The organism is Xanthomonas sp. 4461, from assembly GCF_024806475.1.
Lineage (GTDB): Bacteria > Pseudomonadota > Gammaproteobacteria > Xanthomonadales > Xanthomonadaceae > Xanthomonas > Xanthomonas arboricola_F.
This window is the reverse complement of sequence record NZ_JANTYV010000004.1, coordinates 182,998-209,377: the sequence shown is the minus strand read 5'-3', so window position 1 is coordinate 209,377 and position 26,380 is coordinate 182,998. Positions and strand designations below refer to the sequence as shown.

The window sequence follows — 26,380 nt, the reverse complement described above, 5'->3', positions numbered from 1 at the left end:
GGAGTGCGGTGCCGGGCGGATGGCCGCGCCGGTGGTGTCATGCTGCCAGGGCGATGCAACCGCGGTAGCGGTTGCGCAACGCTATTGTTCTAGTACCTGGAAAGTAAGCGTGGTGCTGTTGCTGTACTCGCGCACCGGCGCGTCGGCCGGGGCCGGTGTGCGGTGACGGGTCAGCGCCAGCCAGGTGCCGGCGCGGTCCAGCTTCAAGGTTGCGCGGCCCGCCGCGTCGGTGGTCACGCTGACCACTGTCGGCTTGCGATCGGAGGTCCACACTGCCTCGCTGATGTCCACGGTCTGCCTGGCCAGCGGCACGCCGTCGTACTGCACCGTAAAGACGAAGCTCTCGCCCACATACAAGTCGTTGGGATGCGAGACCGGCACCAGTTCCAGACCCTGGTTGCGCGGCGCCAGCGCGCTGCGATCGGGTTTGCCGACAGTCAGATAGGTTTCCGCCAGGGTGCGCGACTGGAAGCTGGCAACCAACGTGGCGCCCTTGGGCATGGCTACCTTCGGGTCGCGCACGGTCTCGCGCTTGCCGCCCAGCTCCCAGGTACGGAACTGCGCCCCCACGCGCAGGCCGCTGCTGACCCGGTAGGTGCCGGGCTGTTTGCCCAGGGTATGTTCGAGCACGGTGCGGGTGTCGAGCGCCTGCACCCGGGTCGGTTCGACATCGCGGCCGTCGGGCCCGGTGATGCTGAATTGGCTCTGGTCGAAGGCCGCTTCCGGGACGAAGAAAGTCTCGGCGAAGGCCGCATCCAGCGTTACCGTCTGGCCGGGCTGGGGAGCAAAGGTGTTCGGTGCCAGATAAGGCGTGTGCGCAGAAGCGGAGGCTGCAAGCAGCAGCGCCGACAGTGTCAGTAATTTCATGGGAGCCCTGTTCCGAATGAGTCGCTGGCGGCATGGGCGCGGGGCGGCGCAGGGAGCTGGCTGACCACGCAATATTAACGAAAATGGGAATCGTTCACAACAATAGGATGTGCGTGGTCGCTTTTCTTGCGTTGCCGGGTCGATGACGTCGGCTCGGGCCGACGTGTACCGTGTCCGCTCCCCCGCTGTTTCTTTTTGCCATGAGTACCTACCACCTGCAGCAGGTCTTTCGTCCCACTACCGTGGCGGTGGTGGGCGGCAGCCCGCGCGATCGCTCGGCCGGGCGGGCGGTGGTGCGCAATCTGCGCGCGGCCGGGTTTCCCGGGCAGATCGGCTGGGTGAGCCCGCGCTACAGCGAGATCGACGGCGTGCGCACGGTGGCGCGGCTGACCGATCTGCCCTGGGTGCCGGACCTGGTGGTGATCACCGCGCCGGCGCGCATCGTGCCGCGCATCGTCTCCATCGCCGCGCGGCGCGGGGTGGCCGCGGCGATCATCCTCACCGCCGGGCTGGGCAGCGGCCCCGGCTCGCCGGCCGCGCGCATGGAGGCGGCCGCGCGGGCAAAGGGCATGCGCATCCTCGGCCCGCACTGCCTGGGCGTGATCGCCCCGCATGCGCGGCTCAATGCCAGCATCGCCGCGCATTGCCCGCAGGCCGGCGACCTGGCATTGATTTCCGAATCCAGCGCGATTGCCGCCGCGCTGGTGGAATGGGGCGTGGCGCGCTCGGTGGGATTCTCGGCGGTGGTGTCGCTGGGCGATACGCTGGATGTGGATTTCGGCGACCTACTCGACTACTTCGCCACCGACTACCGCACCCGCGCCATCCTGCTGTACGTCGAACGCATCGGCGATGCGCGCAAGTTCATGTCGGCCGCCCGCGCCGCCGCGCGTGCAAAGCCGGTGGTGGTGGTCAAGTCGGGCCGCCAGTTCCGCATCAATCCCAATGCCGATACGCATGCGCAGGCGCTGGCCGGCTCGGACGCGGTGTATGGCGCGGCATTCGCACGTGCCGGCCTGCTGCGGGTGGGCGCGCTGGACGAGCTGTTTGCCGCCGCCGAAACGCTGGGCCGGCTCGGCAGTTTTCCCGGCCGGCGGCTGGCCATCCTCAGCAATGGCGGTGGGGTGGGGCAGCTGGCGGTCGACCAGCTGGTGCTGCGCGGCGGCACCCTGGCCGAGTTGTCGGCCAAGACCCTGGAGCGGCTGGACCAGTCGTTGCCGCAAGGATGGTCGCGCAGCAATCCGGTGGACATCATCGTCGATGCCGATGGGCCGCGGTATGCCGCCGCGATCGAAGCCTTGCTGGACGACCCGGAGAACGACGCGCTGCTGGTGGTCAACGTGCCCACCGCGTTCACCTCCTCGGCCGATGCGGCCAAGGCGCTGACCCGCGCGCTGGACCAACGCGACCGCTACCAGCGCGAAAAGCCGGTGTTTGCGGTGTGGCTGGGCCAGGACGATGCGGCAATCGCCGCGCTCAATGCCGCGCGCGTGCCCACCTATGCAACCGAGTCGGATGCGGTGCGCGGCTTCACCCACCTGGTGCGCTACCGCGAGGCGCAGGCAGCGTTGATGGAAACCCCGCCCAGCCTGCCGGAAGATTTCGTGGTGGATGCGGCCATCGCCCGCACCGTGGTCGACGACGCCCTGGCCGCCGGCCGGCGCTGGCTGGACCCGGTCGCCACCAACCGGCTGCTGGCCGCCTACGGCATCCCGATCGTGCCGCTGCAGGTGGCCGCCACCGCCAACGAGGCCGCCTTGCTGGCCGACCCGTTATTGGCTGTCGGCCGCACGGTGACCTTGAAGGTGTTGTCCAGCGACATCGCGCACAAGTCCGACGTGGATGGCGTGCGCCTGAACCTGTCCAGCGTGGCGGCGGTGCGCGAAGCGGCGACCGGCATCCTGGCGCGTGCGCGCGCCGCGCACCCCACTGCGCTGATCGAAGGGGTGATCGTGCAGCCCACCGTGCTGCGGCAAAAGGCGCGCGAACTGATCGCCGGGATCGCCGACGACCCGGTGTTCGGCCCGGCGATCGTGTTCGGTCGTGGCGGCACGGCAGTGGAAGTGATCAACGACCGCGAGCTGGCGTTGCCGCCGCTGGACCTGCGGCTGGCCCACGAGCTGATCGGCCGCACCCGGGTCTCGCGCATCCTCAAGGCCTACCGCGACGTGCCGGCGGCCGACGAGCGCGCGGTGGCGCTGGTGCTGGTCAAGCTGGCGCAGCTGGCCGCCGACATCCCGGAAATCACCGAGCTGGACATCAACCCGCTGCTGGCCGACCGCGATGGCGTGATCGCGCTGGACGCGCGCGTGGCGGTGTCGCCGCTGCGCAGGCTGCACAAGGGCCGCGGCCATCCGCGCTTTGCGATTTTCCCGTATCCGAAGGAATGGGAACGCCAGATCGCACTCGGCGACGGTACCCATGCGCTGGTACGCCCGGTCCGCCCGGAAGACGATGCGCTGTTCCGCGCGTTCTTCGCGCGGGTCACAGACGAAGACCTGCGGCTGCGCTTCTTCCAGTCGGTCAAGCATTTCAGCCACGAATTCATCGCCCGCCTGACCCAGCTGGACTACGCGCGCTCGATCGCGTTGGTGGCCATCGACCCCAAGACCGGCGACATGCTCGGCGCGGTGCGCCTGCATGCCGACGCCGACTACGCGCGCGGCGAGTACGGCATCCTGATCCGCTCCGACCTCAAGGGCCACGGCATCGGCTGGCAGCTGATGCGCATCATGATCGAGTACGCGCGCTGGCTGGGCCTGAAGCAGATCGAAGGCCAGGTGCTGCGCGAGAACCGCACCATGCTGGCGATGTGCCAGAGCCTGGGCTTCGGGGTCCGCCCGGATCCGGACGATGCGACCCTGATGGCGGTGACACTGCCGGTGGCCGGCTGAGGCGCAGGCAGGGCCTCGCTGGTACTGGGCTGTGAATGGCCGTAGACTCTCGCTGCACGGGATTCCACCCGCAGCCGATTCCGATTTCATGGACGATGTCATGTTGGAAGGCGATGATCGGCCGACGCTCCTCAGCCCTGCCGCAGTGCCAGATGCGCACGCGTCACCGGAGTGCGATTTGCCACACCACGGGCGGATCAAGCCAGTGGGCAGGCGCGACGCAGTGGTACGTGGCATTCCCCTTTTTGTTCGCTTCGTCTCGAAACGCGTAGGCATTGCCTACGTGCCAAGGTCGTGACCGCTCGTTTTAGTCTCAGCACTGTCGGGAGTTTCAATGTTTCGTGATTTCAGAATGTCGTTCGTCATTACCGCACTTTGTCTGGGTGCCGCGGCGTGGTGGGGCCATAACTCCAGCATGGGGGTATGGCAGGCGTTGTGGCTATGCGCGGTCCTGAGCGTGCTCGAGGTCTCGCTGTCCTTCGACAATGCGGTGGTCAACGCCGGCGTGCTCAAGCACATGAGCGAATTCTGGCGGAAGCTGTTTTTGACCGTCGGTATCCTGATCGCCGTGTTCGGCATGCGATTGGTGTTCCCGATCGTGATCGTGTCGGTGGCGACCGGCATGGGCTTGATGCCGGTGATCGATCTTGCGCTCAACGAGCCGGAAAAATACAGCCAGGTGCTGACCGACCATTACCCTTCGATTGCGGCTTTCGGCGGCATGTTCCTGCTGCTGGTGTTCCTCAACTTCCTGTTCGATCGTGATCGCGAGCTGCACTGGCTGGGGCCGGTGGAACGCCTGGTCGGCAAGCTGGGCAAGGCCGATGCCATGTCCGTGATCGTCGCGGTCGCCGTGCTGTTGGGGACTAAGCTGTTCCTGCCGCAGGACATCTTCCAGAGCGTGCTGTTCGCCGGTATGGGCGGCATCCTGCTGTACCTGCTGGTCGATAGCGTGGATGCGCTGTTCGAGTCCGAGGAGGATGAGGGCGGTGTCAGCGTCGCCAAGCGCTCGGGCGTGGCCGCGTTCCTGTATCTGGAAGTGCTGGATGCCTCTTTCTCGTTCGACGGGGTCATCGGCGCGTTTGCGATCACCCGCGACGTGGTGATCATCATGCTGGGCCTGGCAATCGGCGCGATGTTCGTGCGCTCGATGACGGTCTATCTTGTGCACAAGGGCACGCTGGACGAATTCGTGTTCCTGGAGCACGGCGCGCATTACGCCATCGGCGTGCTGGCGATCATCATGCTCATCGGCACGGTGCACCATGTACCGGAAGTGCTGACCGGCCTGATCGGCGTGGCCTTCATCGCGGCCTCGGTGTGGTCCTCGATCCGCTACCGCAAGCGGTACCCTGCTGGCGACAACGCATAGCCGACTGTCGTTCGCTGTTTTCGGCAGGGAGCGACGCTGGTGCGGCCATGTCCACAGCGTCGCGCCACGCCGGACTGGCCGGCACCGGCGCGGCGCGCTGCGCCGGCTACCTGTCTGGCCAAAGTGCCTGCACGATGAGCCGGCCTCTTTCCCGCATTTCCTCTTATCAGGTGAAGTCATGCGTCGTTTGCCAGTCTACTTGCTACTCGATACTTCCGGATCCATGCGCGGCGAGCCGATCGCTGCGGTCAATGTCGGGCTGCGTGCCCTGGTGACATCGCTGCGGCAGGATCCATCGGCCCTGGAGAGCGTGCACATCTGCCTGATGACCTTCGATGCGGACGTCAAGACCATCCTGCCGCTGACGCCACTGGACCAGCTGCAATTGCCGGAGATCACAACCCCCGATTCTGGTCCCACCATGCTCGGCAAGGCGCTGGAGCATGTCTGCGAGCGTGTGGATCTGGAAGTGCGTCGTTCCAGTGAAGATGCCAAGGGCGATTGGGCACCGTTGCTGTTCGTGATGACCGATGGCAGTCCTACCGATCTGCAAGTGTTCGAAGAGCAGATTCCCGAACTGCGCAAGCGCAACTTTGCCAACATCATCGCTTGCGCGGCAGGTCCCAAGGCCAAGTCGACTTACCTGTCCATGTTCACCGCTAATGTGTTTGCGCTGGATACGCTGGACAGCGCGTCGTTCACCAGCTTCTTCAAGTGGGTGTCCGCAGCGGTCAGCGGTGGCAGCCGGAGCCAAGGCACCCCGGAGGGCACGGCGCTGCCGCCGCCGCCGAGCGAAATCCAGTTGGTGCTGTAACTGCGGTTGCCGCGTTCTTGAATCGCTGTCTTCGTTGCGGAGTCTGAGATGCGTCGCCTTCCGATCTATTTCCTGCTCGACGTCTCCGAGTCAATGATCGGGGAAAACCTATATCGGCTCGAAGAAGGCCTGTCGCATATCGTGGCGACGTTACGGACCGATCCGCACGCGCTGGAAACCGCGTGGATTTCGATCATCGCCTTCGCCGGCCAAGTGCGCCGGTTGCTTCCGCTGACCGAACTGACGAGCGTGGTCGTGCCCAGCCTGCCGGCGGGCGGCGGAACCTCGCTAGGCAGGGCAATGAACTATCTGATGGACGAGGTGGATGCCTCGGTGTACCGCAATACCCCTGAGCGCAAGGGCGACTGGAAGCCGATCGCCTTCCTGATCACCGATGGAAAGCCAACCGACGATATCGCGCCGGCCCTGTCCCGCTGGCAGCAGCACTACGCCAGCCGCGTCTCATTGGTTGCGGTCTCGATCGGGCGCAATGCCGACCTGGGAGTGCTCAGCCAGTTCACCGATGCCGATAAGGTGCTGACGCTCGATGACAGCAGCGACGGTGCGTTCCAGCGCTTCATCGCCTGGGTCACGCAATCGGTACAGGCGCGTAGCCGTAGCGTGGGTGATGTGACCAAGGAAGAGCAGCTACCGGACGCCGACGTGTCGATTCTGAAGAAGCTCAATCTGGACAAGCCGATGGAGCGCGTCGACGAGTCCAACGCGTACTTCGTGTCCAAGTGCCAACGTAGCGAATTGCCGTATATCTCGCGCTACGAGCCGATGCATCAATCCTTCGATGTCGGCAGCGCGCAACTCAGCGCCACCACGTATCGGCTGGTGGGCTGCTATCCGGTCAAGAACAGCTATTTCGAGATGTCTTCAGAGGCACCCAACTTCGCTACGGTGGAGTCGGATCAGATCTTCGGCACGCCAAGTTGCCCGCATTGCGGTAACCGGATCGGATTTGCGATGTGTTCCTGCGGCAATACGTTCTGCGTTGCCGGGGAAGGAGAGCAGACCTGCCCATGGTGCCAGCAACGCGCCTACTTCGGCTGTTTCGCCGATGGGGAGTCGGTCGAAATCTCGCGTGCGCGGGGCTAGCTGATGTCGCCATTGCCACCACCGGCGCCGCCGGCGCACGTGCAGGCGCAGGCCGCTCTGGCCGAGGTGCTTGGCAGCTACCTCGGTCAGCACGGCGTTGCGCCGGAACCGGCCCTGCTCCGGCAGCTGCTGCAGGAAGCGCCGGTGCTGGAGTTGCTGCATTGGCTCGACGCCACCGCCTTGCGCCTGGCGCCGCCGCTTGCGGCTGCATTGGCATCCACGCCGCCGCCCGCTCCTTCCGCGACAGCCGAGGCGCAGATTGCAGCGGTACCGGGTCAAGGCGGGCAGTCCCAGGTCGAATCGATCACGCTGGCTAGGGATGCTCCTGCAGGACCGGTGTCCGCTTCGGGGGGGGCGGTCGATGCGCTCTTCGTGGCTCCCGCCACCACCGCGCCCACAGCAACGGCGCTGCGTTGGCGATTTGCCAACGCCACCGCGGGTACGCCGTATCGCGCCCAGGCCACGCCAGTCAGCGATCCGCAGCGGCCCCAGCTTCAGTATCGCCTGATGGCGGTCGATGGCCTTCAGGGAAGCGGCTTGCGCTTCGACGCAGCGGACGGCGTCCTGTCCGGTGTGCCGAGCACAGCCGCGGCGACCGGTGAAGAAATGCATTTTGTCGCGCGGTTCGTGCCGGTCGATGCGGCAGGGGGCGCTCCAGTCCATGCCGGCGTGGCCAGCTTGCTGGTCAATCCCGACCCGCGCGTGCTGTGGAAACAGCGTGAGCCGGACGCGGCCTTGGGCCTGCGTAAACCGCATACCGCAACGGCGCACGCGCAGATTGCCGGTGCGCAGGTGGTCGCTGCCAGTGTGCGTGGGCGGTCACACGCAAATGCGGCCAGTTTCCGCGAAGACGATTTCGCCATTGCCACCGACCAAGATGCACGCTGGCTGGTCTGCGCGGTTGCAGACGGCGCCGGGTCGGCGCCGCTGTCGCGACGCGGCTCGGAGCTGCTGACGCGGCATGCCGTCACCACGCTGGCGGCGCACATGGATGGCATCGAATGCTGGGCGCGCAGCCAGGCGCTGCAGTGGCCGCAGCACGCCGAGGTCCTGCCCAGGGTGCAACCACGTCTGTTGCAGGCCGTGTGCGCCAGCCTGGTCTCGGCCAGCCAGGCCCTGGTCCAGCACGCCACCCTGCTTGGCGTGGATGAAAGTGCACTGGCCTCGACGTTGATGCTGACTGCCGTGCGGCCCTGCGGCGAGCAGCTGCTGGTGCTCAGCTACTGGATCGGCGATGGAGCCGCGGCGGCCTACGACGCTGCCACCGGCCAGGTGCAGTTGCTCGGGCATGCCGACGCCGGCGAATACTCCGGTCAAACCAGGTTCTTCCTTTCCGATGCGTTGGCCGGCGATCCGCAGGCGGCCGTACAGGGGCGCCTGCGCTGTGTATGGCTGCCTGCCGGCGCCAAGGTGATCCTGATGAGCGATGGCGTGTCTGACCCCAAGTTCGGCACCGAGCGCGCCTTGCAGGACCCGGTGCAGTGGCAGCACTGGTGGCAGACCGATATCGCGCCGCCGCTATCCGCCGTGCAGGACATCGCGGCCCTGCCGGAGGTGCTGGTGGACTATCTGGGCTTCTGGTATCCGGGCGAGCACGACGATCGCACTTTGCTGATGATCCAGACCGAGCGCGCACCATGACCGCTGCCATCGTCCACACCAGTGCCCACGATGGAAGTACGGTCGAGTTCTACGATCAGCTGCGTGGCAGCGGCGGGTTGAAGGACTGCTATTTCAGCGTGGATGGCAGCTATGTGGTGCTGTTCTTTCGCCAGCCCCCCGATGCCAATGTGCGCGAGCGCATCGCCAACATTGCTGGCCGCTTCCGCGACGGCATCTTCAATCAGGTGGGCGGCGAGTACTGGAGCGGCATGTTCTGCTGGCCGCAACGCACCCTGGAATGGAACGGCCGCTTTGGCCTGGTCGCACCAATGTATGCGCGGCACTTCTTTTTCGAACATGGCTCGCGCAATGGCGACGTGCTGCAGATCGCTGGGCGCGAGAAGGAAGGCAAATGGTTTGCCTCCGCCAATAACCGCAGCAAGTACCTGGACCCGCGCGAGCTGGGTAACTGGGCCAGCCATCTGCGCATCTGCCTGCTGATCGCGCGCGCCGTCCGCCGCCTGCATATGGCCGGCCTGGCGCATTCGGACCTGTCCTACAAGAACGTGTTGGTCGACCCTGTCGGCGGCAACGCCTGCATCATCGATATCGATGGACTGGTGGTACCGGGGAAGTATCCGCCGGACGTGGTCGGCACACCGGACTTCATCGCGCCGGAGGTCGTGGCCACCGCCAGCCTGCCCAAGCACGACTCGCAGCGTCGCCTGCCGTGTATCCAGACCGACCTCCATGCGCTGGCCACCCTGATCTACATGTACCTGCTGTATCGCCATCCATTGCGTGGAGGCAAGATGCACGACCCGGATGCCACGCGCGACGAAGAGCTGGCGATGGGCGAACGGGCGCTGTTTGTGGAGGATCCGCTCGATGGGTCCAATCGCGTGCGTTTGAGTGATGTGCGCAGCAGCGAACTGCCCTGGGCCGATACCACCACGCGGCCGTATACGTTGACCGGCCCCTACCTGGCGCCGCTGTTTCTGCGCGTGTTTACCGCAGGGCTGCATGATCCGCAGCAGCGGCCGCAGGCCTTGGAGTGGGAGAATGCGCTGGTACGTACCGTCGATCTGCTGCAGCCATGCAGCAATGTCCGCTGCGAGCAAGGGTGGTACGTCTTCGACAATACGTCGCGGCCGCGCTGCCCGTTCTGCGCAACGCCGTATCCCAATGCGCTGCCGGTGCTGGACCTGTATTTCTCCACGCATACGCCGGGACAGTTTCGGCCGGAAAATCATCGCCTGGTGGTGTATACGGGGCAGTCGCTGTTTCCCTGGCACGTCAATCGCCATGTCGCACCCAATGAGAAGCTGGCCGTCGAGCAGCGGCGACGGGTGGGCTATTTCGTGTTGCACGAGGGCCACTGGTATCTGGTCAACGAGGCGATGCCCGAGCTCTACGACGCCACCGCCGGCGCATCGGTGCGGATCGGTGAAAAAGTCGAGCTGAGCCAGGGACGTCAGCTGTTGCTGTCGCGTGCCGAGGGCGGGCGTCTGGTCCATGTGCAACTGGTGTTGCCCGATGCAGCGAGCGGCGCCGTTGCGGTTGACTAGACCTGCGGGGCAGGTCAATCTTTCGACCTGCTGATCGCAGGCCGGTTGCGCCAACGCCGCCGTGCAGCGCAGATGGGCCAAGCCAGGGACAGGGGCAGTGACGACTCTACAGATCGGACAAAACATAGCCCTGGAGGGCGATCGGCTTGATGCGCAGGTCACGGTCGCTGGCGTGCCTTCCGGCATGGATCTGGATGTCAGTGCCTTCGTGCTGGGCGCCCAGGGCCAGGTCCTCGATGACAGTGCATTCGTGTTCTATGGGCAGCCCAGCTTTCAGGCCGGCGCCGTCACTGTCGATGCCAATGCGCGGCGGGTCGGCATGCAGCTGTCTGCGTTGCCGGCGCAGGTCGAGCGGGTGGCTGTTGCGATCACCATTGATCAGGGTCTGCGCCGGGCGCAGCGCTTCGGGCAGCTGCAGCAGCTGACGTTGGCCGTGACCGCCGGCAACCAGACCTGCAGCTTCGCCCCGCCGCTGGTTGGCATGGCAGAGACCGCATTGATCCTTGCCGAGGTCTACCGGCGCAACGGTCAGTGGAAGCTGCGCGCGGTGGGACAAGGATTTACCGGCGGGCTCGGCCCGCTGGCCAAGCATTTCGGCGTGGCTGTGGATGACGATCCGGACGCGACCACGGCCACGCCGCCGGTGCCGCCGGCGATCCCTGCCGTTCCGCCGCCGCCAGTTCCTGCACCGCCACCGCCTGCTGCACCGCCACCGCCGCCGTCGGTGAACCTGTCCAAGATCGTTCTGGAAAAGTCCAAGCCGGTCGCGCTGGAGAAGGCCTCCGGCAAATTCGGCGAGATCGTGGTCAACCTGCGCTGGAGCCGCGGTGGCGGGATGTTCTCGCGCGCCATCGATCTGGACCTGGGCGCCATGGTGGAACTGCAGGACGGCAACAAGACCGTCGTCCAGGCGCTGGGGGGGAGTTTCGGCAGCCTGGTGCAGCTGCCTTACGTCAAACTGATGGGCGACGATCGCAGCGGCAGCTCCGGTCAGGGCGAATTCCTGCACCTCAACGGCGACGAGTGGGCGCGGATCAAGCGCGTGCTGATCTTCGCCTTCATCTACGAGGGCGTTCCCAACTGGTCCAATGCCAACGGCGTGGTGACCATCCGCACGCCGGGCCAGCCTGAGCTGGAGGCACGCCTGGACAGCCCGAACAATCGCGACGGCATGTGTGCCATCGCCATGCTGGAAAACAGCAACGGCGCCATCCGTGCAACCAAACAGGTGGACTATTTCACCGGGCACGACACCATGGACATGCGGTTCGGCTTTGGATTTGAGTGGAGAGCCGCTCGCAAATAGCCTGCGTGCCGTGTCCAGCGGGCGCTGTCATGCGCCGGCATACGATCAATCGCGTTTCCCGGGAACCGCAAGGTTCCGATTCTTACCCGCAACAATCTAAAGGAGTGCAGTATGGGCGTCAGTCTTTCCAAGGGCGGTAATGTCAATCTCAGCAAGGAAGCACCTGGCCTGAGCGAGGTCGTTGTGGGTCTGGGTTGGGATCCGCGTGCCACCGACGGCAGCGAATTCGACCTGGATGCCAGCGCGTTCCTGCTCAAGCCGGACGGCAAGGTGCCGGACGACAGCAGCTTCATCTTCTACAACAACAAGACCTCCGCAGACGGTTCGGTCGTGCATCAGGGCGACAACCGCTCCGGCGCCGGCGAAGGCGATGACGAGCAGATCGCCGTGGCGCTCAACGGCGTCCCCGCCGCTGTCGACAAAGTGGCTTTTGCCGTCACCATCCATGAGGCCGAAAGCCGTCGCCAGTCGTTCGGCATGGTGGGCAACGCGTACATCCGCGTCGTCAACAAGGCCGACAACAAGGAATTGGCGCGCTACGACCTGACCGAAGACGGCTCCACCGAAACGGCGATGATCTTCGGCGAACTGTACCGCAATGGCACTGACTGGAAGTTCCGTGCGGTTGGCCAGGGCTTCAAGGGCGGCCTGGGTCCGCTGGCTGCACAGTACGGCGTCAATATCGGCTGATTACGGCATGGGCAGCTGCGTCGACGCAGCTGCCACGGAGATGGATCATCGGTGGCCGCGCGAATGCAGATTCGCGCGGCCACCTTCACACCGGGCCGTCTCGGTGATGACTCAAGGAGACTGCAATGAGCGTTAGTTTGAGCAAGGGACAGCGTATCTCGCTGAGCAAGGAAGCCGGCGCACAACTGACCAAGGTGGTCATGGGGCTGGGTTGGGATGCAAAGAAGACCAAGGGGTTTTTCGGGTTTGGCCAGCGTGACCAGTCGATCGATCTGGACGCCTCGTGCCTGATGTTCAACGATGCCAATCAGCTGGTCGACCAGATCTGGTTCCAGCAATTGAACTCGCGTGACGGCAGCGTTCGACATACTGGCGACAACCGCACCGGTGATGGCGATGGTGACGACGAGCAGATCGTCGTGCAGCTGGACAAGATTCCGACCGGAATCAAGAGCCTGGTGTTCATCGTTAATAGCTTCACCGGCCAGAGTTTTGCGGAAATCGAAAACGCCTTCTGCCGCCTGGTGGATGCCAATGGCAACAAGGAGGTCGCACGCTACAACCTGTCGTGCCAGGGCAATCACACCGCCCAGCTGATGGCCAAGTTGTATCGCCATGAAAACGACTGGAAGCTGCATGCCATCGGCGAGTCCTGTTCCGGCCGGACGTTCCACGACATGCTGCCGGTCATCAACGGCCAGCTGTAAACATCCAGCTTTAAACACTCAGGACGGCTGCCGCGCCTGCGGCGCCGTCCTTATCGGTCGGCACCATGCGCGGGGCCGCGTTTGATCTTTCGAGTATCCGTATGTCACTTCCCCACGCACGCGTCTGGTTCAACCGGCACTACGCGACCATTGCGCGCATCATCGATCATCTGCGTGGCGAGGCCGAGCCACTGCCGATCTGGGCATGCGTCTCCCATCGGCAGGAGAACTTCCGTGGCTTTGCCCGTGCCGACCATGCCTTGCTCGAACCTGCGGGCCTGAGCCAGGCCGACTATCTGCAGTGGTGCTATCAAGTGGTGCAACAGCTGCAGATCACCCACCTGGTGCCCGGTTACGAGCAGAGCCTGCTCACCAGCCACCGCGCCGAGTTCGCGGCGCTGGGCTGCCACATTGTGCATGCGGCGCCTGCGGACATCCTTCCCAACCTGCATCACAAGCAGTGGGTCTACGCGGCAGTGGAAGGGTTGGTGCCGCTACCGGAGTACCGCTATGCAACCACGCTGGCGGAGGCGGTTGAGGCAATCGAGCAGCTGAGCGCGGATGGGGCGGTGTGCGTCAAACCCACCGTGTCGGTGTACGGCAAGGGCTTCTATCGACTGGTGGACGGGATCGAGCCGAGCACCTATGCCTGTAGCCCGCAGGAATGGATGGAGCGCATGCAGCGCCTGCCCGCGTTTGAGCCGCATCTGGTCATGCGCTATCTGCCGGGTGTGGAGTACAGCGTGGACATCGCCGCGCGTGATGGTGAGGTGCTGGCGTGCGTGGTGCGCCAGAAGGATCCCAACAGCAAGGTGCAGCAGCTTTCCATGCGCACGGATCTGGTGGGCTTTGCCACTGCGATGGTGAAGCGTTTTGGCGCCAACGGTCTGATCAACGTGCAGTTCAAGGACGATATTGCTGGTGCGCCGATGTTGCTGGAGATCAATCCGCGTGCGGCCGGCGGGATCGGCATGAGCTGCATGTCCGGCATCAATCTTCCGCATGTTGCGTACCGCGCCTGCATCTTTCCCGAATTGCCGGTGCATGTTCCTGTGCCGCGCCTGGGCATTCGAGTGACCGAAATCTCGCTGGCGGTGGAGCTGCCTGATGCGCATCCCTTGCCTGGCACGGTGATGCCGCAGGTTGCGGTCGACGCATGAGCACGTTGCAGGTCACCTTGCCTACCGGCACGCTGCGCTGCGCCGGCCGGCCCGGCAATACCCGAGCGCTGAGCGAGATCTGTGGCATTGGGGCGCGCCGCAATCCCAAGCGCGGCTTCGTCTTCGTCTCCAAGGTGCTGGGTAAGCATTGGCCCGCCTCGCCGTCCACGATGGCGCAGGTGCAGGCCGAGCTTGCGGCGCAGATTCCTGTGCCGGCCGATGAGATGGTCCTGTTTGTGGCGCTTGCCGAAACCGCGACCGGCCTTGGTCACGGGGTGTTCGAAGCGTTCCTGCAACGCGTCGGTAGCCGGGCGATGTTGCTCCAGACCACCCGCTACCCGCTCGACGGCGCGCAGGTGCTGCGGTTCGAGGAAGAACATAGCCATGCCACCCAGCAGTTCCTCTATCTGCCGGAGTCGCCAGAGCTGCGTGCGGCGCTCGAGCGGGTGAGCACGGTAGTGCTGGTGGATGACGAGGCAACCTCGGGCCGGACCTTCCTGAACCTGGCAATCGCCTTGCGAGCAGTGTGCCCGCGCCTGCGTACGGTGCATCCGGTGGTGCTGACCGATTTTTCCGAAGGCCGGGTGCAGGCGTTGCTGTCCGCGCTGCCGGGCATCGCCGAGGTTGCGCCCATCTCGCTGTGGTCCGGCACGTACCGTTTCGAGCGTGATCCAGCGGCGGTGCTTGCACCGGCGCCTGTGGCCTACGCTGCGGTGACTTGCCGTCGGCAGCACGTCAGCGCCTACACCGCCCGGCTGGGCCTGGTCGCCGCCATCGCGCTGCCGGACGTGCTGGTGCAGGCTTGCAATGCGGCGCTGGACCAGCGTCCGGTCTTGGTGATCGGTACCGGCGAATGCATGTATCCGGCGCAGCGGCTGGCGCAGGCGCTGGAAGCGCTTGGTCATGCGGTAGTGGTGCAATCGACCACGCGCTCGCCGCTGATGCAGGCCGGTGCCATCGACGACATCGCCATGGTGGAGGACGTCTATGGCGAGGGGATTCCCAACTATCTCTATAACCTGACGCGCTCCCCGAACGTGGTACGGATCGTGGTGCACGAAAGCCGCGAGCGCGCCTGCGTTGACCGACTGGTGCAGCAGCTGCAGGCCATCGAAGTGGATCTGGTCGAGCAGCGGGTCACCACGCCGATGCAGGCGGTGGCCTAGATGTACCAGGTAGCCTTGGTCGATCTGGACGACACCCTGTTTTCGTCGTTGCGCAAGCAGCCGCAGTCAGAGGGGCTGGAGCCGGCGGCGTTGTTGGTCGATGGCACTGCGGTGAGCTACACCTCGCCGCGCCAGCGCCTGTTTGCACAGTGGCTGCGGCAGGCCGATCTGGTGGTGCCGGTGACGGCGCGCACGCTCGAGACTTTCGCGCGCGTGCTGCTGCCTTTCCACGGCCCGGCGATCGTGGCCCATGGCGCCACCATCGTGAATGCGCAGCGGCAGATCGACCCAGTGTGGGCAGCAACGATCCAGACCCAGATGCAGGCACAGCTGCCGGTTCTGCAGCAGCTGCAACAGGCCTTGTCGGACCGGTTCGGCGATGCGCTGGAGGTCAGCATCGCCGGCGCGCCGCAGCAGCCGGCGTATCTGGTGGCGCGCGAGCCTTCGCGCGACGAACAGGCGGTGCGCAGGATTTCCGATCAAGTCATCGCGCCATGGGTGGAGCAGCATCCGGGATATACCCATCACGTCAACGGACGCAATCTGGCGGTGTTGCCACCGTGCGTGGACAAGCGATTGGCGGTGCAGTATCTGCTGGAAGGGCTACGGCAGCAGCATGGCGAGCTGTTCGTCATAGGGGCAGGCGACAGCGTGACAGATCTGCCGTTCCTGTCGCTGTGCGATATGGCGATCGTGCCCACCGGGTCGCAGGCCTGGGCGCAGGTGCGCGGTCTGGTTGGCGGACCGCACGCATGACATCGCTTGGGTTCTCCGGCAGCTATGCGCCAGGTGATGTGACCTTCCTGCTGACCCAGATCGCCGTCGCGCCGATGGCGGATCTGCAGGAAAAAGAACGCCTGATCCAGGGCGGGCACACGCATTATTCGGAAATGTTGACGCCCGAGCAGTTGCCAGCTCCGGAATATCTGGCCTTGTTCCGCAGTGCCGTGGCGCGTCATCTGCCCACCATGGCGCACGACCTGCTGCAACTGGCGAGCGCGGTGCGGCAACGGTATGCGCGTCCGGTGCTGGTATCGCTGGCGCGCGCCGGCACGCCGGTCGGGGTGGCGTTGCGGCAGGTATTGGCCAGCCGCTGGGGCATGCAGGTGCCGCACTACTCGATCTCGATCCTGCGTGGCCGCGGGATCGATACGGTGGCGCTGGCCCACCTGTGCGCGCAATACGATCCGGCATCGCTGGTCTTTGTCGATGGCTGGACCGGCAAGGGCGCGATCACCGCCGAGCTGCGCGCCTCGGTTGCCGCGTTCAACCAGGCCCAGGGCACGCAGGTCTCGCCGGATCTGTTCGTGCTGGTGGATCTTGCCGGCTGCAGCGCCGGGCATGGCTCCGTCGAAGACTATCTGATTCCGTCGGCCATCCTCAACGCGACCGTGTCGGGCCTGGTCAGTCGCACCGTGCTCAACGCCAGCATCGCCTCCGACCAGTTCCACGGCTGCGTGTTCTACCAGGACCTGCGCACGGGCGATATGTCGCAGTGGTTTGTGGCGCAATTGCTGGAAGCGGCCGCCGCGCTGCCCGCGCCCACGCATGCTGACCAGCACACCCAGCGCAGCCAACGCGCTGCCGCCGCACAGCGTTGCAGCGACAGCCTGCAGCAGCTGCGCGACGCATTCGCGGTGCGCGACACCCATTGCCTGAAAGTGGGAATCGGCGAGACCACCCGGGCGATGCTGCGCCGCGCGCCGCGCGCGCTCTGCCTGCAGCAGCCCGACGATTCCGATACCGCTCATCTGCGGTGGCTGGCGCAGACCCGCGGTATTGACGTAAACATTCTTCCCAGCCTGCCATTGAAGGCGGCGGCGGTCATCAAGGATCTGCGACATGTCTGAAGCCTATCGGTTGGGTGCCTCGCTGTACGTGCCTGCGACCAACGACAATCTTTCCGAAGTGCTGTCGGGGCGCCAGTTTCCGCAGGCGCGTTCGCTGATCGCTTGCACCGAGGATGCGGTGTCGTCCACCGACCTGCCGCATGCGATGAGTCACATCCGACGCACCTTGCCGACCTTGCCGCCACGGTCGCACGGCCCGCTGCGGTTCATTCGCCCGCGCAATGCTGAAGTGCTTGGGCAACTGCTGGCGATGCACGACATCGATCGCGTACATGGGTTCGTGCTGCCCAAGATCGATACCGACACGCTGGGCGCCTATGAGCGGCAGCTGGCCGATCACGATTTCTGCATCATGCCGACCCTGGAGACGCCGCAGGCGATGGATCCGCTGGGGCAGCGCGAGATTCGTGCCTGCCTGCAGGGTAGCCCGTTGAGTTCGCGGGTGCTGGCGGTGCGTATCGGCGGCAACGATCTGCTGAGCATGCTGGCAATGAAGCGGGTGCGCGGCACCACGATCTACGACACGCCGGTGGGCCTGGTCATTCAGCAACTTGTCCTTGCATTCCGGCCGTATGGCTTTCAGCTCACCGCGCCGGTCTACGATTTCTTCGATGATCCGCAGACATTGCGGCGTGAACTTGCCATCGATACCGCGATGGGGCTGGTCGGTAAGACCGCGATCCATCCGATGCAGATTCCCGTGATCGAGGACGGGCTGCGGGTCAGCGACGAAGACCTGCGCGCTGCGCGCGAGGTGCTCGGCGCCACCACGGCCGTCTTCAAGTCCAACGGCGGCATGGTCGAGAAGGCCGTCCACACGCGTTGGGCGCAGGCCATCATTGCGCGACAGGCCATCGTGGCGCTTTGAACGAATGAGTCGCAGCCGGCGCAGTCGGGCCAGCAGGTGCATGGCATGGACTGGCGCGCGGTGTGAGGCTGGGTGGCTCCCTTTGTTGAGCGGCAGGGGCGCGCAGAACTGTGACCGCCGGCGGCCAGCGTATGTGCGGCCGCCAGCCCAACCGGACCCAACTGGTCGGCAAAAATGCCGGTTTAGGGCTTGACTGCGCAGTCCACTTGGACGGGTTCGCAGCCTTCCGCCGACCGTTCGTCAGACAGTGCTTTGTCCTGCAAGGGTTTACGGGATTTTCCTACATTTGGTGTTGACCCCTCCGGGGGACCCCACTATCTTGGGGGAGTCGGTGGTTGGTCGCCCAAGGCGTCCGGACCAGTGAGAGCATTGATTTGCAGCAGGTTGCCCATCAAACGCCTCTCCGCGGCGGCAGCAACGAACGATCACAGCCATCCGGGCGTCGCCTGGAGCGGGCGGCGTGGTCTCGTTGCGCCGCTGTTGTTTCGCCACCGACCACTGCGCGACAGCACACCGCGCGGTGGCGGCCGTGGAATCTCCGGTAAGGAGATGGCTGGTAAGGCGATGCCGCCGCAGACCGTGGGTCTTGCGTGCTGGTCGTCGCGTACCGCCATCGCTGTCCAGGGAGTCCGGATCCGGCCGCAGCCCGTCCCCGAGCGGGTTCGTGTGCCTACGCATGGAGGACGCATGACCACCAACGACACCCTTGCCGCGATCGCCGCCGGTACCCTAGCCACACCCAGCGTTCCCGCCAGTGTCAGCGCGCCCGGTTGTGGCGCGCCGGAGTTGACCGACCCGTCGGACGTCGTGCCGCCCCCCCGCCAAGCCATTGCAATGCACGCACAGACCATCGAAGAACAAGCCGTCGCCACCTGGATCACCAAGGAAGCCGGCAACCGCAAGATTCCGTTCGAGGCCGAGCGCCTGGATCGCGCGATCGACCAGATCCATGCCGAGTTCCCGCAGCTGGACGTGGCCGATTACAAGCGCTCGGTGTTCGGCTTTGTCGAGCGCAAGGACAGCGTCAACGCCGACGACCTGGTCGACCATCTGATCCGCGAGGCCGAGGCCCGCGTCGATCTGACCACCCCGGAGTGGGAGCACTTCGCCGCGCGTCTGTACCTGCGCCGCTTGTACAAGCGCGCCAGCCGCAACCGGTTCTACGACGCCAGCCAGAAGTACGGCTCGTTCGTCGGCCTGCAGGAGAGCCTGGCCGACCGCAATGTCTATTCCAACGACATCCTGCGCCGCTACTCCAAGGACGAACTGATCGAAGCCGGCAAGATGATCGAGCCCGAGCGCGACAAGTTGTTCGCCTACAACGGCCTGTACCTGCTGGCCACGCGCTACCTGGCCACCGACAACTCGCGCGGCGTGTTCGAGCTGCCGCAGGAGCGCTGGCTGACCATCGCGCTGTACCTGATGCAGGACGAGATCGGCAATGGCAAGGGCAGCCGCGAGCGCCGCATGCAGCTGGTCGGCGAGGCCTACTGGGCGCTGTCCAACCTGTACATGACCGTGGCCACCCCGACCCTGGCCAATGCCGGCAAGGTCGGCGGCCAGCTGTCGAGCTGCTTCATCGACACCGTCGACGACAGCCTGCAGGGCATCTACGACTCCAACACCGACGTGGCGCGCGTGTCCAAGCACGGCGGCGGCGTGGGCGCGTACCTGGGCTATGTGCGTTCGTCCGGTTCGGCGATCCGCGGCGTGTCCAATTCCTCCGGCGGCGTGGTGCCGTGGATCAAGCAGCTCAACAACACCGCGGTGTCGGTGGATCAGCTGGGCCAGCGCAAGGGCGCCATCGCGGTCTATCTGGACATCTTCCACCGCGACATCGAGTCGTTCCTGGATCTGCGCCTGAACAACGGCGACCAGCGTCTGCGTGCGCACGACGTGTTCACCTCGGTATGCATCCCCGACCTGTTCATGGAAGCGGTCGAGCGCCGCGGCGACTGGTATCTATTCGATCCGCACGAAGTGAAGCGGATCAAGGGCTGGTACCTGCAGGACTTCTTTGATGAGAAGAAGGGCGACGCCAACAGCAGCTTCCGTCGCAAGTACGAGGAAGTGGTTGCGGACGAGCGCATCACCCGCAAGACGGTCAAGGCGATCGAGATCTTCAAGCGGATCATGGTCAGCCAGCTGGAAACCGGCAATCCGTTCATGTTCTATCGCGATGAAGTCAATCGCAAGAATCCGAACAAGCACGAGGGCATGGTCTATTCGTCCAACCTGTGCACCGAGATCCTGCAGAACATGAGCCCGACGCGGATGATGCAGGAGATCATCAGCGGCAATCAGATCGTCACCACCAAGAAGGCCGGCGACTTCGTCGTGTGCAACCTGTCCTCGATCAACCTGGGCCGCGCGATCATCGCGCAGGACGACCAGGCCGATCTGCTGGGCGCCGATGTGCTGGAGCGTCTGATCCCGATCCAGGTGCGCATGCTCGACAACGTGATCGATCTGAACCAGTTGCCGGTGCCGCAGGCCACCATCACCAACCAGAAGTACCGCGCCATCGGCCTGGGCACCTTCGGTTGGCACCATCTGCTCGCGCAGAAAGCCATCCATTGGAATGCCAAGGAAGCCGAGGACTACAGCGACGAGCTGTACGAGCGCATCAACTACCTGACCATCCAGGCGAGCATGGAGCTGGCCAAGGAAAAGGGCACCTACAGCGTGTTCCGCGGCAGCGACTGGCATAACGGCGAGTACTTCCGTGCGCGCGACTACAACAGCCCGCAGTGGCTGGAGCTGTCGGCGCAGGTGTCGGTCAATGGCGTGCGCAATGCCTGGATGCTGGCGGTGGCGCCGAACATGAGCACCGCGCAGATCGCCGGTTCCACCGCCTCGATCGACCCGATCTACAGCGCGTTCTACTACGAGGAAAAGAAGGACTTCCGTCGTCCGGTCGCCGCTCCGGGCCTGTCGCTGGAAACCTGGCCGTACTACGAGAAGGGTGCCTACAAGGTCGACCAGTTCGCCAGCGTGCGTCAGAACGCGCGTCGCCAGCGCCACGTCGACCAGTCGATCAGCTTCAACTTCTACGTGCCCAGCACCATCCGTGCGAGCACGCTGCTGGACCTGCACATGACCGCCTGGCGCGAAGGCTTGAAGACCACGTACTACGTGCGCTCCAACGATATCGATATCAGCGAGTGCGAGTGGTGTTCGAGCTAAAGCGCGTTCAGTAGCTAAGCGCATTCGCGCTTCGCTTCCACGGTTCGCGTTGCGAACCGTGGACCCTGCTTCACCAGCTCCCACACCCCGCGCCTTCGGCGCGCCCCCTGACTCAGGGGGCTTTCCTCCAGAACGATTGTTGCCGTCGTCCTTGCTGCACACGCGCGACGCCTGAAACACGAGTAGAGACCCATGTCCGCAACACCGCTTGAGCGCATCAAGATCCTGGAGCCGCGTCACCCCAACCGCTCCACCGCCATCATCAATGGCGAAACCTCCGGCATCCTCAACTGGAACGATATTCCGTACCCGTCCTTCTATCGGGCGTACAAGGAGCTGTCGACCAACTTCTGGATCCCCGACGAGGTGGACATGAAGGGCGACGCGCGCCAGTACAACGAGCTGTCGGCGCGCGAAAAGAATGCCTACGATTCGATCATCGGCCTGCTGGCCACGCTGGATTCGCCGCAGACGCGCTTCATCTACAACGTTGCCGAATACATCACCGACCCGGCCGCGCATGCCAATGCTGCGATCATCGGCCAGCAGGAAGTGATCCATAACGAGAGCTACAGCTACGTGCTGGCCTCGATCACCGGCCTGGCCGACCAGAACCGCGTGTTCGAGATCGCGCGCACGCATCCGACCATCATCAAGCGCAATGCGCCGATCATGGGCGCCTACGAAGACTTCATGCGCGACAAGACGGCCGAAACGCTGATCCGCGCGCTGATCCAGTCCTCGATCCTGGAAGGCATCAACTTCTATTCCGGCTTTGCGTATTTCTACAATCTGGTCCGCCAGAACCGCATGACCGGCACCGGCAAGATCATCAGCTTCATCAACCGCGACGAGCTGGCCCACTCCAAGTTCATCAGCGAGCTGATTCGCGCCATCATCGGCGAGAACCAGGCATTGCAGGGCGATCAGCTCACCGATTACGTGCACAAGGCCTTCGAGCACGCGATCGACCTGGAAACGGTGTGGACCGCCGAAGTGCTGGACGGCATCGACGGCATCGACGTGGACGAGATGATCCGCTACGTGAAGTACCGCGCCAACAAGATGGCCGGCATGCTCGGCATCGAGAAGCTGTACGAAGGCGCCAACGACAACGTGATGCCGTGGATCAAGGCCTACGCCGACAACTTCACCGAAACCAAGACCGACTTCTTCGAAATGCGCAATGCCAGCTACAAGAAGACCAATTCGGATAACGGCTTCGACGATCTGTGAGTAATAGGGAATAGGGAATCGGGAATGGCAAAAGCAGACAACACTGCGCTCTTCCGATTCCCCATTCTCCATTCCCAATTCCCCGCCCCATGAACATCCTGCTGGCCCTGGCATCGTTGAGCGGCAACACGCGTGATGTGGCGCGCAGTGTCGCGCTGCACTGTGAGGCGGCCGGGCACACGGTGACCTGGCTGGAGACCGATGTGCAGCGGCTGGAACAGGTGCCGCATTCGCCGGGACAGTACGACCTGTTCCTGTTTGGCAGCTGGACCGACAACGGCGGGCGCACGCCGTCGGAGATGAAACGTTTTATCGTCGAGTTGGTTGAAACGCTGGGCAAGCCACCGCAGGTAGCCGTGTTCGGCACAGGCGAAACCCAGTGGGGCGAGGACTATTTTTGCGGTGCGGTGCATCGCATCGCACAGTTCTTCGCCAGCCCGTTTCCGCGTTTGACCATCGAACAGATGCCCCACGGCCAGCGCGACGCGCAGGCCATCGCCGCCTGGACCGACGAGGTCCTGTCCCAATGCACACACGATCCCCATGATGCAGACCATTACCGTCACGTCGCCTGAGCACTACACCCAGATCCTGGCCGCGCACCCGCGCGCACTGGTGGATTTCTACAAGGACAATTGCCCCGGCTGCCGCATGCTCGACATGTCGCTGGACAAGTTCGCCAACAGCGATGCCGCCGAAGGTGTGGCCTTGTTGAAGGTCAAGCTGGAGGTGGTGGGCGAGGAATTCTTCCGCGACCTGGGCCTGCGTCAGACCCCGACCCTGGCGTTGTACCGCGACGGCAACGAAGTGGCGCGCCTGCCCGGTTTCCAGTCGCCGGCGCAGGTGGAAACCGCGGTCAAGACCAGTCTCTGAGCCACCGTGGCGCGCAGCCGCCTGCGCGCTTGCGGTTGCACGCCATCGCATCGGAAAGGTGGCTGCATGCCGCCGCCTAAGCGAGCGAGCGCGACGCAAACTGATGCTCGCGTAGGAGCGGCCCCGGCCGCGACCGCCGTCCCGATAAACCCCATCGTGCGCGCTGCGGTACACGACAGCCACGCCGAATGCCGGCCACCGGCCGACCCGCCCACGCCAGCCGCGCTCAAGCGCAGTGCAGCGCCCGCGTCGGCAAGATGGCTGCCAATCACCACTGCGCTACGTTCCGGCGTACGCCGCTGCGGCTGACCGCCTATCCTGTCGGTGCCAGGCTGCTGCAATCGCCCTGGCGCGCAGCGCCCCCCTTCCCTGGAAACAGCTCATGTCAGACAGCTTGCAGACCCAGCCACCGATCGAAGCGCGCATGGCCGAGATCGTGTTCCCCAACCACACCAATCATATGGGCACCTTGTTCGGTGGCCAGGCGTTGGCGTGGATGGACAAGGCGGCGTTTCTGGCCGCGTCGCGCTATGCGCGCCGCACCGTGGTGACCGCGCGCTCGGACCAGGTGGACTTCAAATTGCCGATCCGCCAGGGCCAGATGGTGGAGACCATCGCCCGGGTGGTGTCGGTGGGGCGCAGCTCGATCAAGGTGGAAGTGGAACTGATCGCCGAAGACCTGCTCAGCGGCTCGCGCGAGCTGTGCACGCGCGGCAACTTCGTGATGATCGCGCTGGGTGACGACGGCAAGCCAACCACGGTGCCGCCGCTGCCAGCCGTCAGCAGCTGACGGCGCTTATTCCTCGACCTCGCGATCCTCGCGCTTGGTTTCTTCCATCGCTTCTGGCTCCAGCTCTTCGGCGCTGCGATTGAGTTTGACGAATACGCCCCAGGCGATCAGCAACAGCGCCGCGCACAGACCCACGGCAGCCGCGTACGGCAGCTTGGCCGGGTCGTCGTGCATCAGCTCGAAGATCGACACCAGCGTCTCGATCGCCAGCGCGATCACGATCACCACGAAGAACCGCGACAGGTAACGCCGCACGCGCGTAGGGCCGCTGACTTTGACGTCGCGCAGGATCTCTTCTTCAAAGATGGTCTGGCCCAGCTCCAGCGTCACCAGCGCCACGGTGAGCAGGCCGATGGCTTCCAGCACCACGTTGAAGCGGTCGCGCACCACCATGTCGCCGCCCGGCGTAAAGCCATGCCACAGCTCCAGCCCGGCCATCGCCACCAGCCCCGCCGCGCACAGCACAAAGAACGCCAGGATCACGAAATGACCGGCACGGAACAGGTGGCTGAGCAGCTTCATGATGACGACGGCGATGGAGGGTTGCAGAGCATCGTGTGCGTGGCGTCGTGGCAGCGCGAAGGCTACGCCAACCAGCCCGCCCTCATCCGGCGCCTTGCGCCACCTTCTCCCGTCGGCGGGAGAAGGGACGGAATCTGCGGGGAGCAGGCAGTGGGGTTGCGAGGAGGTCGCTGTGGCGGCGTGACGGCTGCGGCGAGCGGACGCGCCCTCATCCGGCGCTTTGCGCCACCTTCTCCCGCTGGCGGGAGAAGGGAAGGGATCTGCGGGGAGCAGGCGGTGGGGTTGCGAGGAGGTCGCTGCGGTGGCGTGACGGCTGCGGCGAGCGGACGCGCCCTCATCCGGCGCTTTGCGCCACCTTCTCCCGCCGGCGGGAGAAGGGAGGGGATCTGCGGGGAGCAGGCGGTGGGGTTGCGAAGAGGTCGCTGTGGCGGCGTGACGGCTGCGGCGAGCGGACGCGCCCTCATCCGGCGCCTTGCGCCACCTTCTCCCGCCGGCGGGAGAAGGGACGGGATCTGCGGGGAGCAGGCGGTGGGTTGCGAGGAGGTCGCTGTGGCGGCGTGACGGCTGCGGCGAGCGGACGCGCCCTCATCCGGCACTTTGCGCCACCTTCTCCCGCTGGCGGGAGAAGGGAGCTGCGCCAGCGGGAGCAGGGATTTGTTGGTGCCAAGCGGCGCAGGAGCACCTGGGTCGCTCCTCCGGTCACGCAGCGGTAGCTACTACCACTTCCTTCTCCCGCCTGCGGGGGAAGGTGCCCGAAGGGCGGATGGGGGCAATGCATGCGCAACACGCGCAACGTCGCCCGCCATACCCGTCAGCTCTGCCGCAACACCTGATACGCCTGCAGATGCACATTCGCCGCCATCAGCAGTGGCGCGTTGCGTCCGGTTTCGCGTACACGCCTTAGCATGTCGCCGACGATCTGCGCCGCTTCCACTTCCTGGCCGGCTTCCAGGTCGCGCAGCATCGAGGCCTTCAATGGCGAGTCGACCTGCAACAGCGTCTGCAACGCCTTGGCGCGCGCGGCTTCCGGAATCGACTGGCCGGCTGCGTCGGCGGCCCACAGGCATTCGTTGTACAGGCCGTTGATCAGCGCACGCCCGTCGTCGGTGGCCACGATCGCCCCGACCGGCGCACGCATCAGGCAGGTGGCCGCCGCCAGCGCGGTGAGGAAGCTGTACTTGATCCATTGTTCCTGCGCGATCTGCGCGCTGGCCACATGATCGATGCCTGCCTGCGCGCACAGCGCAGCAATCGCCTGCACGCGCGCCGATGCGGCATTGCCATCGCGCTCGCCGAAAGTGATCGCCGCCGGCTTGCCCAGGTGCAGGATCTCGCCGTGCGCGCCCTTGGTCGCGCTGATGAAGCACAGCCCGCCCAACACCCGCGCCGCACCGAAGCGTTCGTCCAGCGCCGCGTAATGGCGCAGTCCATTGAGGATCGGCAGCACCGTCGTGTGCTCGCCGACCGCCGGTGCAATCGCCTCGAGCGCGCTGTCCAGGTCGTAGGCCTTGCAGCTGAGGATCACCAGATCGAACGGACGCTGCGCAACCAGCGCCGGCAGATCCTGCGCGGTGACGGTTGCCACCGGCAGATCGGCATCGCCGAGCGGGCTGCGGATGCGCACGCCATCGGCCTGCAGCTGCGCCGCCCGCGCATCGCGCACCAGGAAGGTGACATCGACACCTGCCTGCGCCAGACGTCCGCCGAAATAGCCGCCGGTACCGCCGGCACCCAAGATCAAGATACGCATGAAAAATTCCTTTCAACTTAATTCGAACGCGCAGACGTCAACTATTATTTCAGCC

The 26,380-nt window shown here is 64.9% G+C and carries 22 protein-coding genes; 19 read left to right on the top strand and 3 right to left on the bottom strand.

Annotated features, from left to right (window positions below; genetic code table 11):
- Positions 1–81: 81 nt before the first annotated feature.
- Positions 82–867 (bottom strand): DUF4198 domain-containing protein, encoded by a 786-nt coding sequence (locus tag FHY19_RS15755; RefSeq protein ID WP_259167144.1) that lies wholly within the window; start codon positions 865–867, stop codon positions 82–84.
- 200 nt (positions 868–1,067) lie between these two features.
- Between FHY19_RS15755 and FHY19_RS15750 the strand changes: the two genes are divergently transcribed.
- The 19 genes from FHY19_RS15750 to FHY19_RS15660 all read left to right on the top strand — a co-directional run bounded on the left by FHY19_RS15750 (position 1,068) and on the right by FHY19_RS15660 (position 24,053).
- Positions 1,068–3,761 carry a bifunctional acetate--CoA ligase family protein/GNAT family N-acetyltransferase gene (locus FHY19_RS15750; protein ID WP_259167143.1) on the top strand — a complete coding sequence of 898 codons (2,694 nt, stop codon included), beginning with the start codon at positions 1,068–1,070 and terminating at the stop codon, positions 3,759–3,761.
- 334 nt (positions 3,762–4,095) lie between these two features.
- Positions 4,096–5,133, top strand: coding sequence for a DUF475 domain-containing protein (locus FHY19_RS15745; RefSeq protein ID WP_259167142.1), 1,038 nt, complete (start codon positions 4,096–4,098; stop codon positions 5,131–5,133).
- A 178-nt stretch (positions 5,134–5,311) separates the two neighbouring features.
- Complete coding sequence (locus FHY19_RS15740) at positions 5,312–5,947, top strand: VWA domain-containing protein (RefSeq protein ID WP_046963568.1); 636 nt, start codon at positions 5,312–5,314, stop codon at positions 5,945–5,947.
- A gap of 48 nt (positions 5,948–5,995) precedes the next feature.
- Entirely contained in the window at positions 5,996–7,051 is a 1,056-nt protein-coding gene (locus FHY19_RS15735) for a TerY-C metal binding domain-containing protein (protein WP_259167141.1), read from the top strand.
- 3 nt (positions 7,052–7,054) lie between these two features.
- Entirely contained in the window at positions 7,055–8,692 is a 1,638-nt protein-coding gene (locus FHY19_RS15730) for a protein phosphatase 2C domain-containing protein (RefSeq protein WP_259167140.1), read from the top strand.
- Positions 8,689–10,221, top strand: a complete 1,533-nt coding sequence (locus tag FHY19_RS15725; RefSeq protein ID WP_259167138.1) for a kinase — start codon at positions 8,689–8,691, stop codon at positions 10,219–10,221. Before FHY19_RS15730 ends, FHY19_RS15725 begins: the two co-directional genes overlap by 4 nt.
- A gap of 97 nt (positions 10,222–10,318) precedes the next feature.
- Entirely contained in the window at positions 10,319–11,527 is a 1,209-nt protein-coding gene (locus FHY19_RS15720) for a TerD domain-containing protein (protein ID WP_259167136.1), read from the top strand.
- A gap of 111 nt (positions 11,528–11,638) precedes the next feature.
- Entirely contained in the window at positions 11,639–12,217 is a 579-nt protein-coding gene (locus FHY19_RS15715; protein ID WP_259167135.1) for a TerD family protein, read from the top strand.
- A 125-nt stretch (positions 12,218–12,342) separates the two neighbouring features.
- Positions 12,343–12,924, top strand: a complete 582-nt coding sequence (locus tag FHY19_RS15710) for a TerD family protein (RefSeq protein WP_046963562.1) — start codon at positions 12,343–12,345, stop codon at positions 12,922–12,924.
- Between the two features lie 101 nt (positions 12,925–13,025).
- Positions 13,026–14,084, top strand: coding sequence for an ATP-grasp domain-containing protein (locus tag FHY19_RS15705; RefSeq protein WP_259167132.1), 1,059 nt, complete (start codon positions 13,026–13,028; stop codon positions 14,082–14,084).
- Positions 14,081–15,250: a phosphoribosyltransferase domain-containing protein gene (locus tag FHY19_RS15700; RefSeq protein WP_259167130.1), complete on the top strand. Its 1,170-nt coding sequence runs from the start codon at positions 14,081–14,083 to the stop codon at positions 15,248–15,250. Before FHY19_RS15705 ends, FHY19_RS15700 begins: the two co-directional genes overlap by 4 nt.
- Positions 15,251–16,006 (top strand): hypothetical protein, encoded by a 756-nt coding sequence (locus tag FHY19_RS15695; protein WP_259167129.1) that lies wholly within the window; start codon positions 15,251–15,253, stop codon positions 16,004–16,006.
- On the top strand, positions 16,003–17,100 hold the full coding sequence (locus FHY19_RS15690) for a cysteine protease StiP family protein (RefSeq protein WP_259167127.1): 1,098 nt from the start codon (positions 16,003–16,005) through the stop codon (positions 17,098–17,100). Before FHY19_RS15695 ends, FHY19_RS15690 begins: the two co-directional genes overlap by 4 nt.
- Positions 17,093–17,968, top strand: coding sequence for an HpcH/HpaI aldolase/citrate lyase family protein (locus tag FHY19_RS15685; protein ID WP_184406448.1), 876 nt, complete (start codon positions 17,093–17,095; stop codon positions 17,966–17,968). The genes FHY19_RS15690 and FHY19_RS15685 overlap by 8 nt, the downstream gene beginning before the upstream one ends.
- 687 nt (positions 17,969–18,655) lie before the next feature.
- Entirely contained in the window at positions 18,656–21,154 is a 2,499-nt protein-coding gene (locus FHY19_RS15680) for a ribonucleoside-diphosphate reductase subunit alpha (protein ID WP_259157346.1), read from the top strand.
- 192 nt (positions 21,155–21,346) lie between these two features.
- Positions 21,347–22,390 carry a ribonucleotide-diphosphate reductase subunit beta gene (locus tag FHY19_RS15675; protein WP_039521116.1) on the top strand — a complete coding sequence of 348 codons (1,044 nt, stop codon included), beginning with the start codon at positions 21,347–21,349 and terminating at the stop codon, positions 22,388–22,390.
- 89 nt (positions 22,391–22,479) lie between these two features.
- Positions 22,480–22,965 carry a flavodoxin gene (locus FHY19_RS15670; protein WP_259167123.1) on the top strand — a complete coding sequence of 162 codons (486 nt, stop codon included), beginning with the start codon at positions 22,480–22,482 and terminating at the stop codon, positions 22,963–22,965.
- Positions 22,937–23,263, top strand: coding sequence for a thioredoxin family protein (locus tag FHY19_RS15665; RefSeq protein ID WP_259167121.1), 327 nt, complete (start codon positions 22,937–22,939; stop codon positions 23,261–23,263). The genes FHY19_RS15670 and FHY19_RS15665 overlap by 29 nt, the downstream gene beginning before the upstream one ends.
- Positions 23,264–23,645: 382 nt before the next feature.
- Positions 23,646–24,053, top strand: a complete 408-nt coding sequence (locus FHY19_RS15660) for an acyl-CoA thioesterase (protein ID WP_259167119.1) — start codon at positions 23,646–23,648, stop codon at positions 24,051–24,053.
- Between the two features lie 6 nt (positions 24,054–24,059).
- Here the strand turns inward: FHY19_RS15660 and FHY19_RS15655 are convergent, their stop codons facing one another.
- Both FHY19_RS15655 and panE read right to left on the bottom strand, forming a co-directional pair.
- A complete protein-coding gene (locus tag FHY19_RS15655; protein WP_043889539.1) occupies positions 24,060–24,575 on the bottom strand; it encodes a hypothetical protein in 516 nt (171 codons plus the stop codon).
- A gap of 811 nt (positions 24,576–25,386) precedes the next feature.
- The gene (gene panE / locus FHY19_RS15650) at positions 25,387–26,325 is read right to left on the bottom strand and encodes a 2-dehydropantoate 2-reductase (protein ID WP_259167118.1); all 939 of its coding nucleotides are present in this window, start codon (positions 26,323–26,325) and stop codon (positions 25,387–25,389) included.
- Positions 26,326–26,380: the final 55 nt, after the last annotated feature.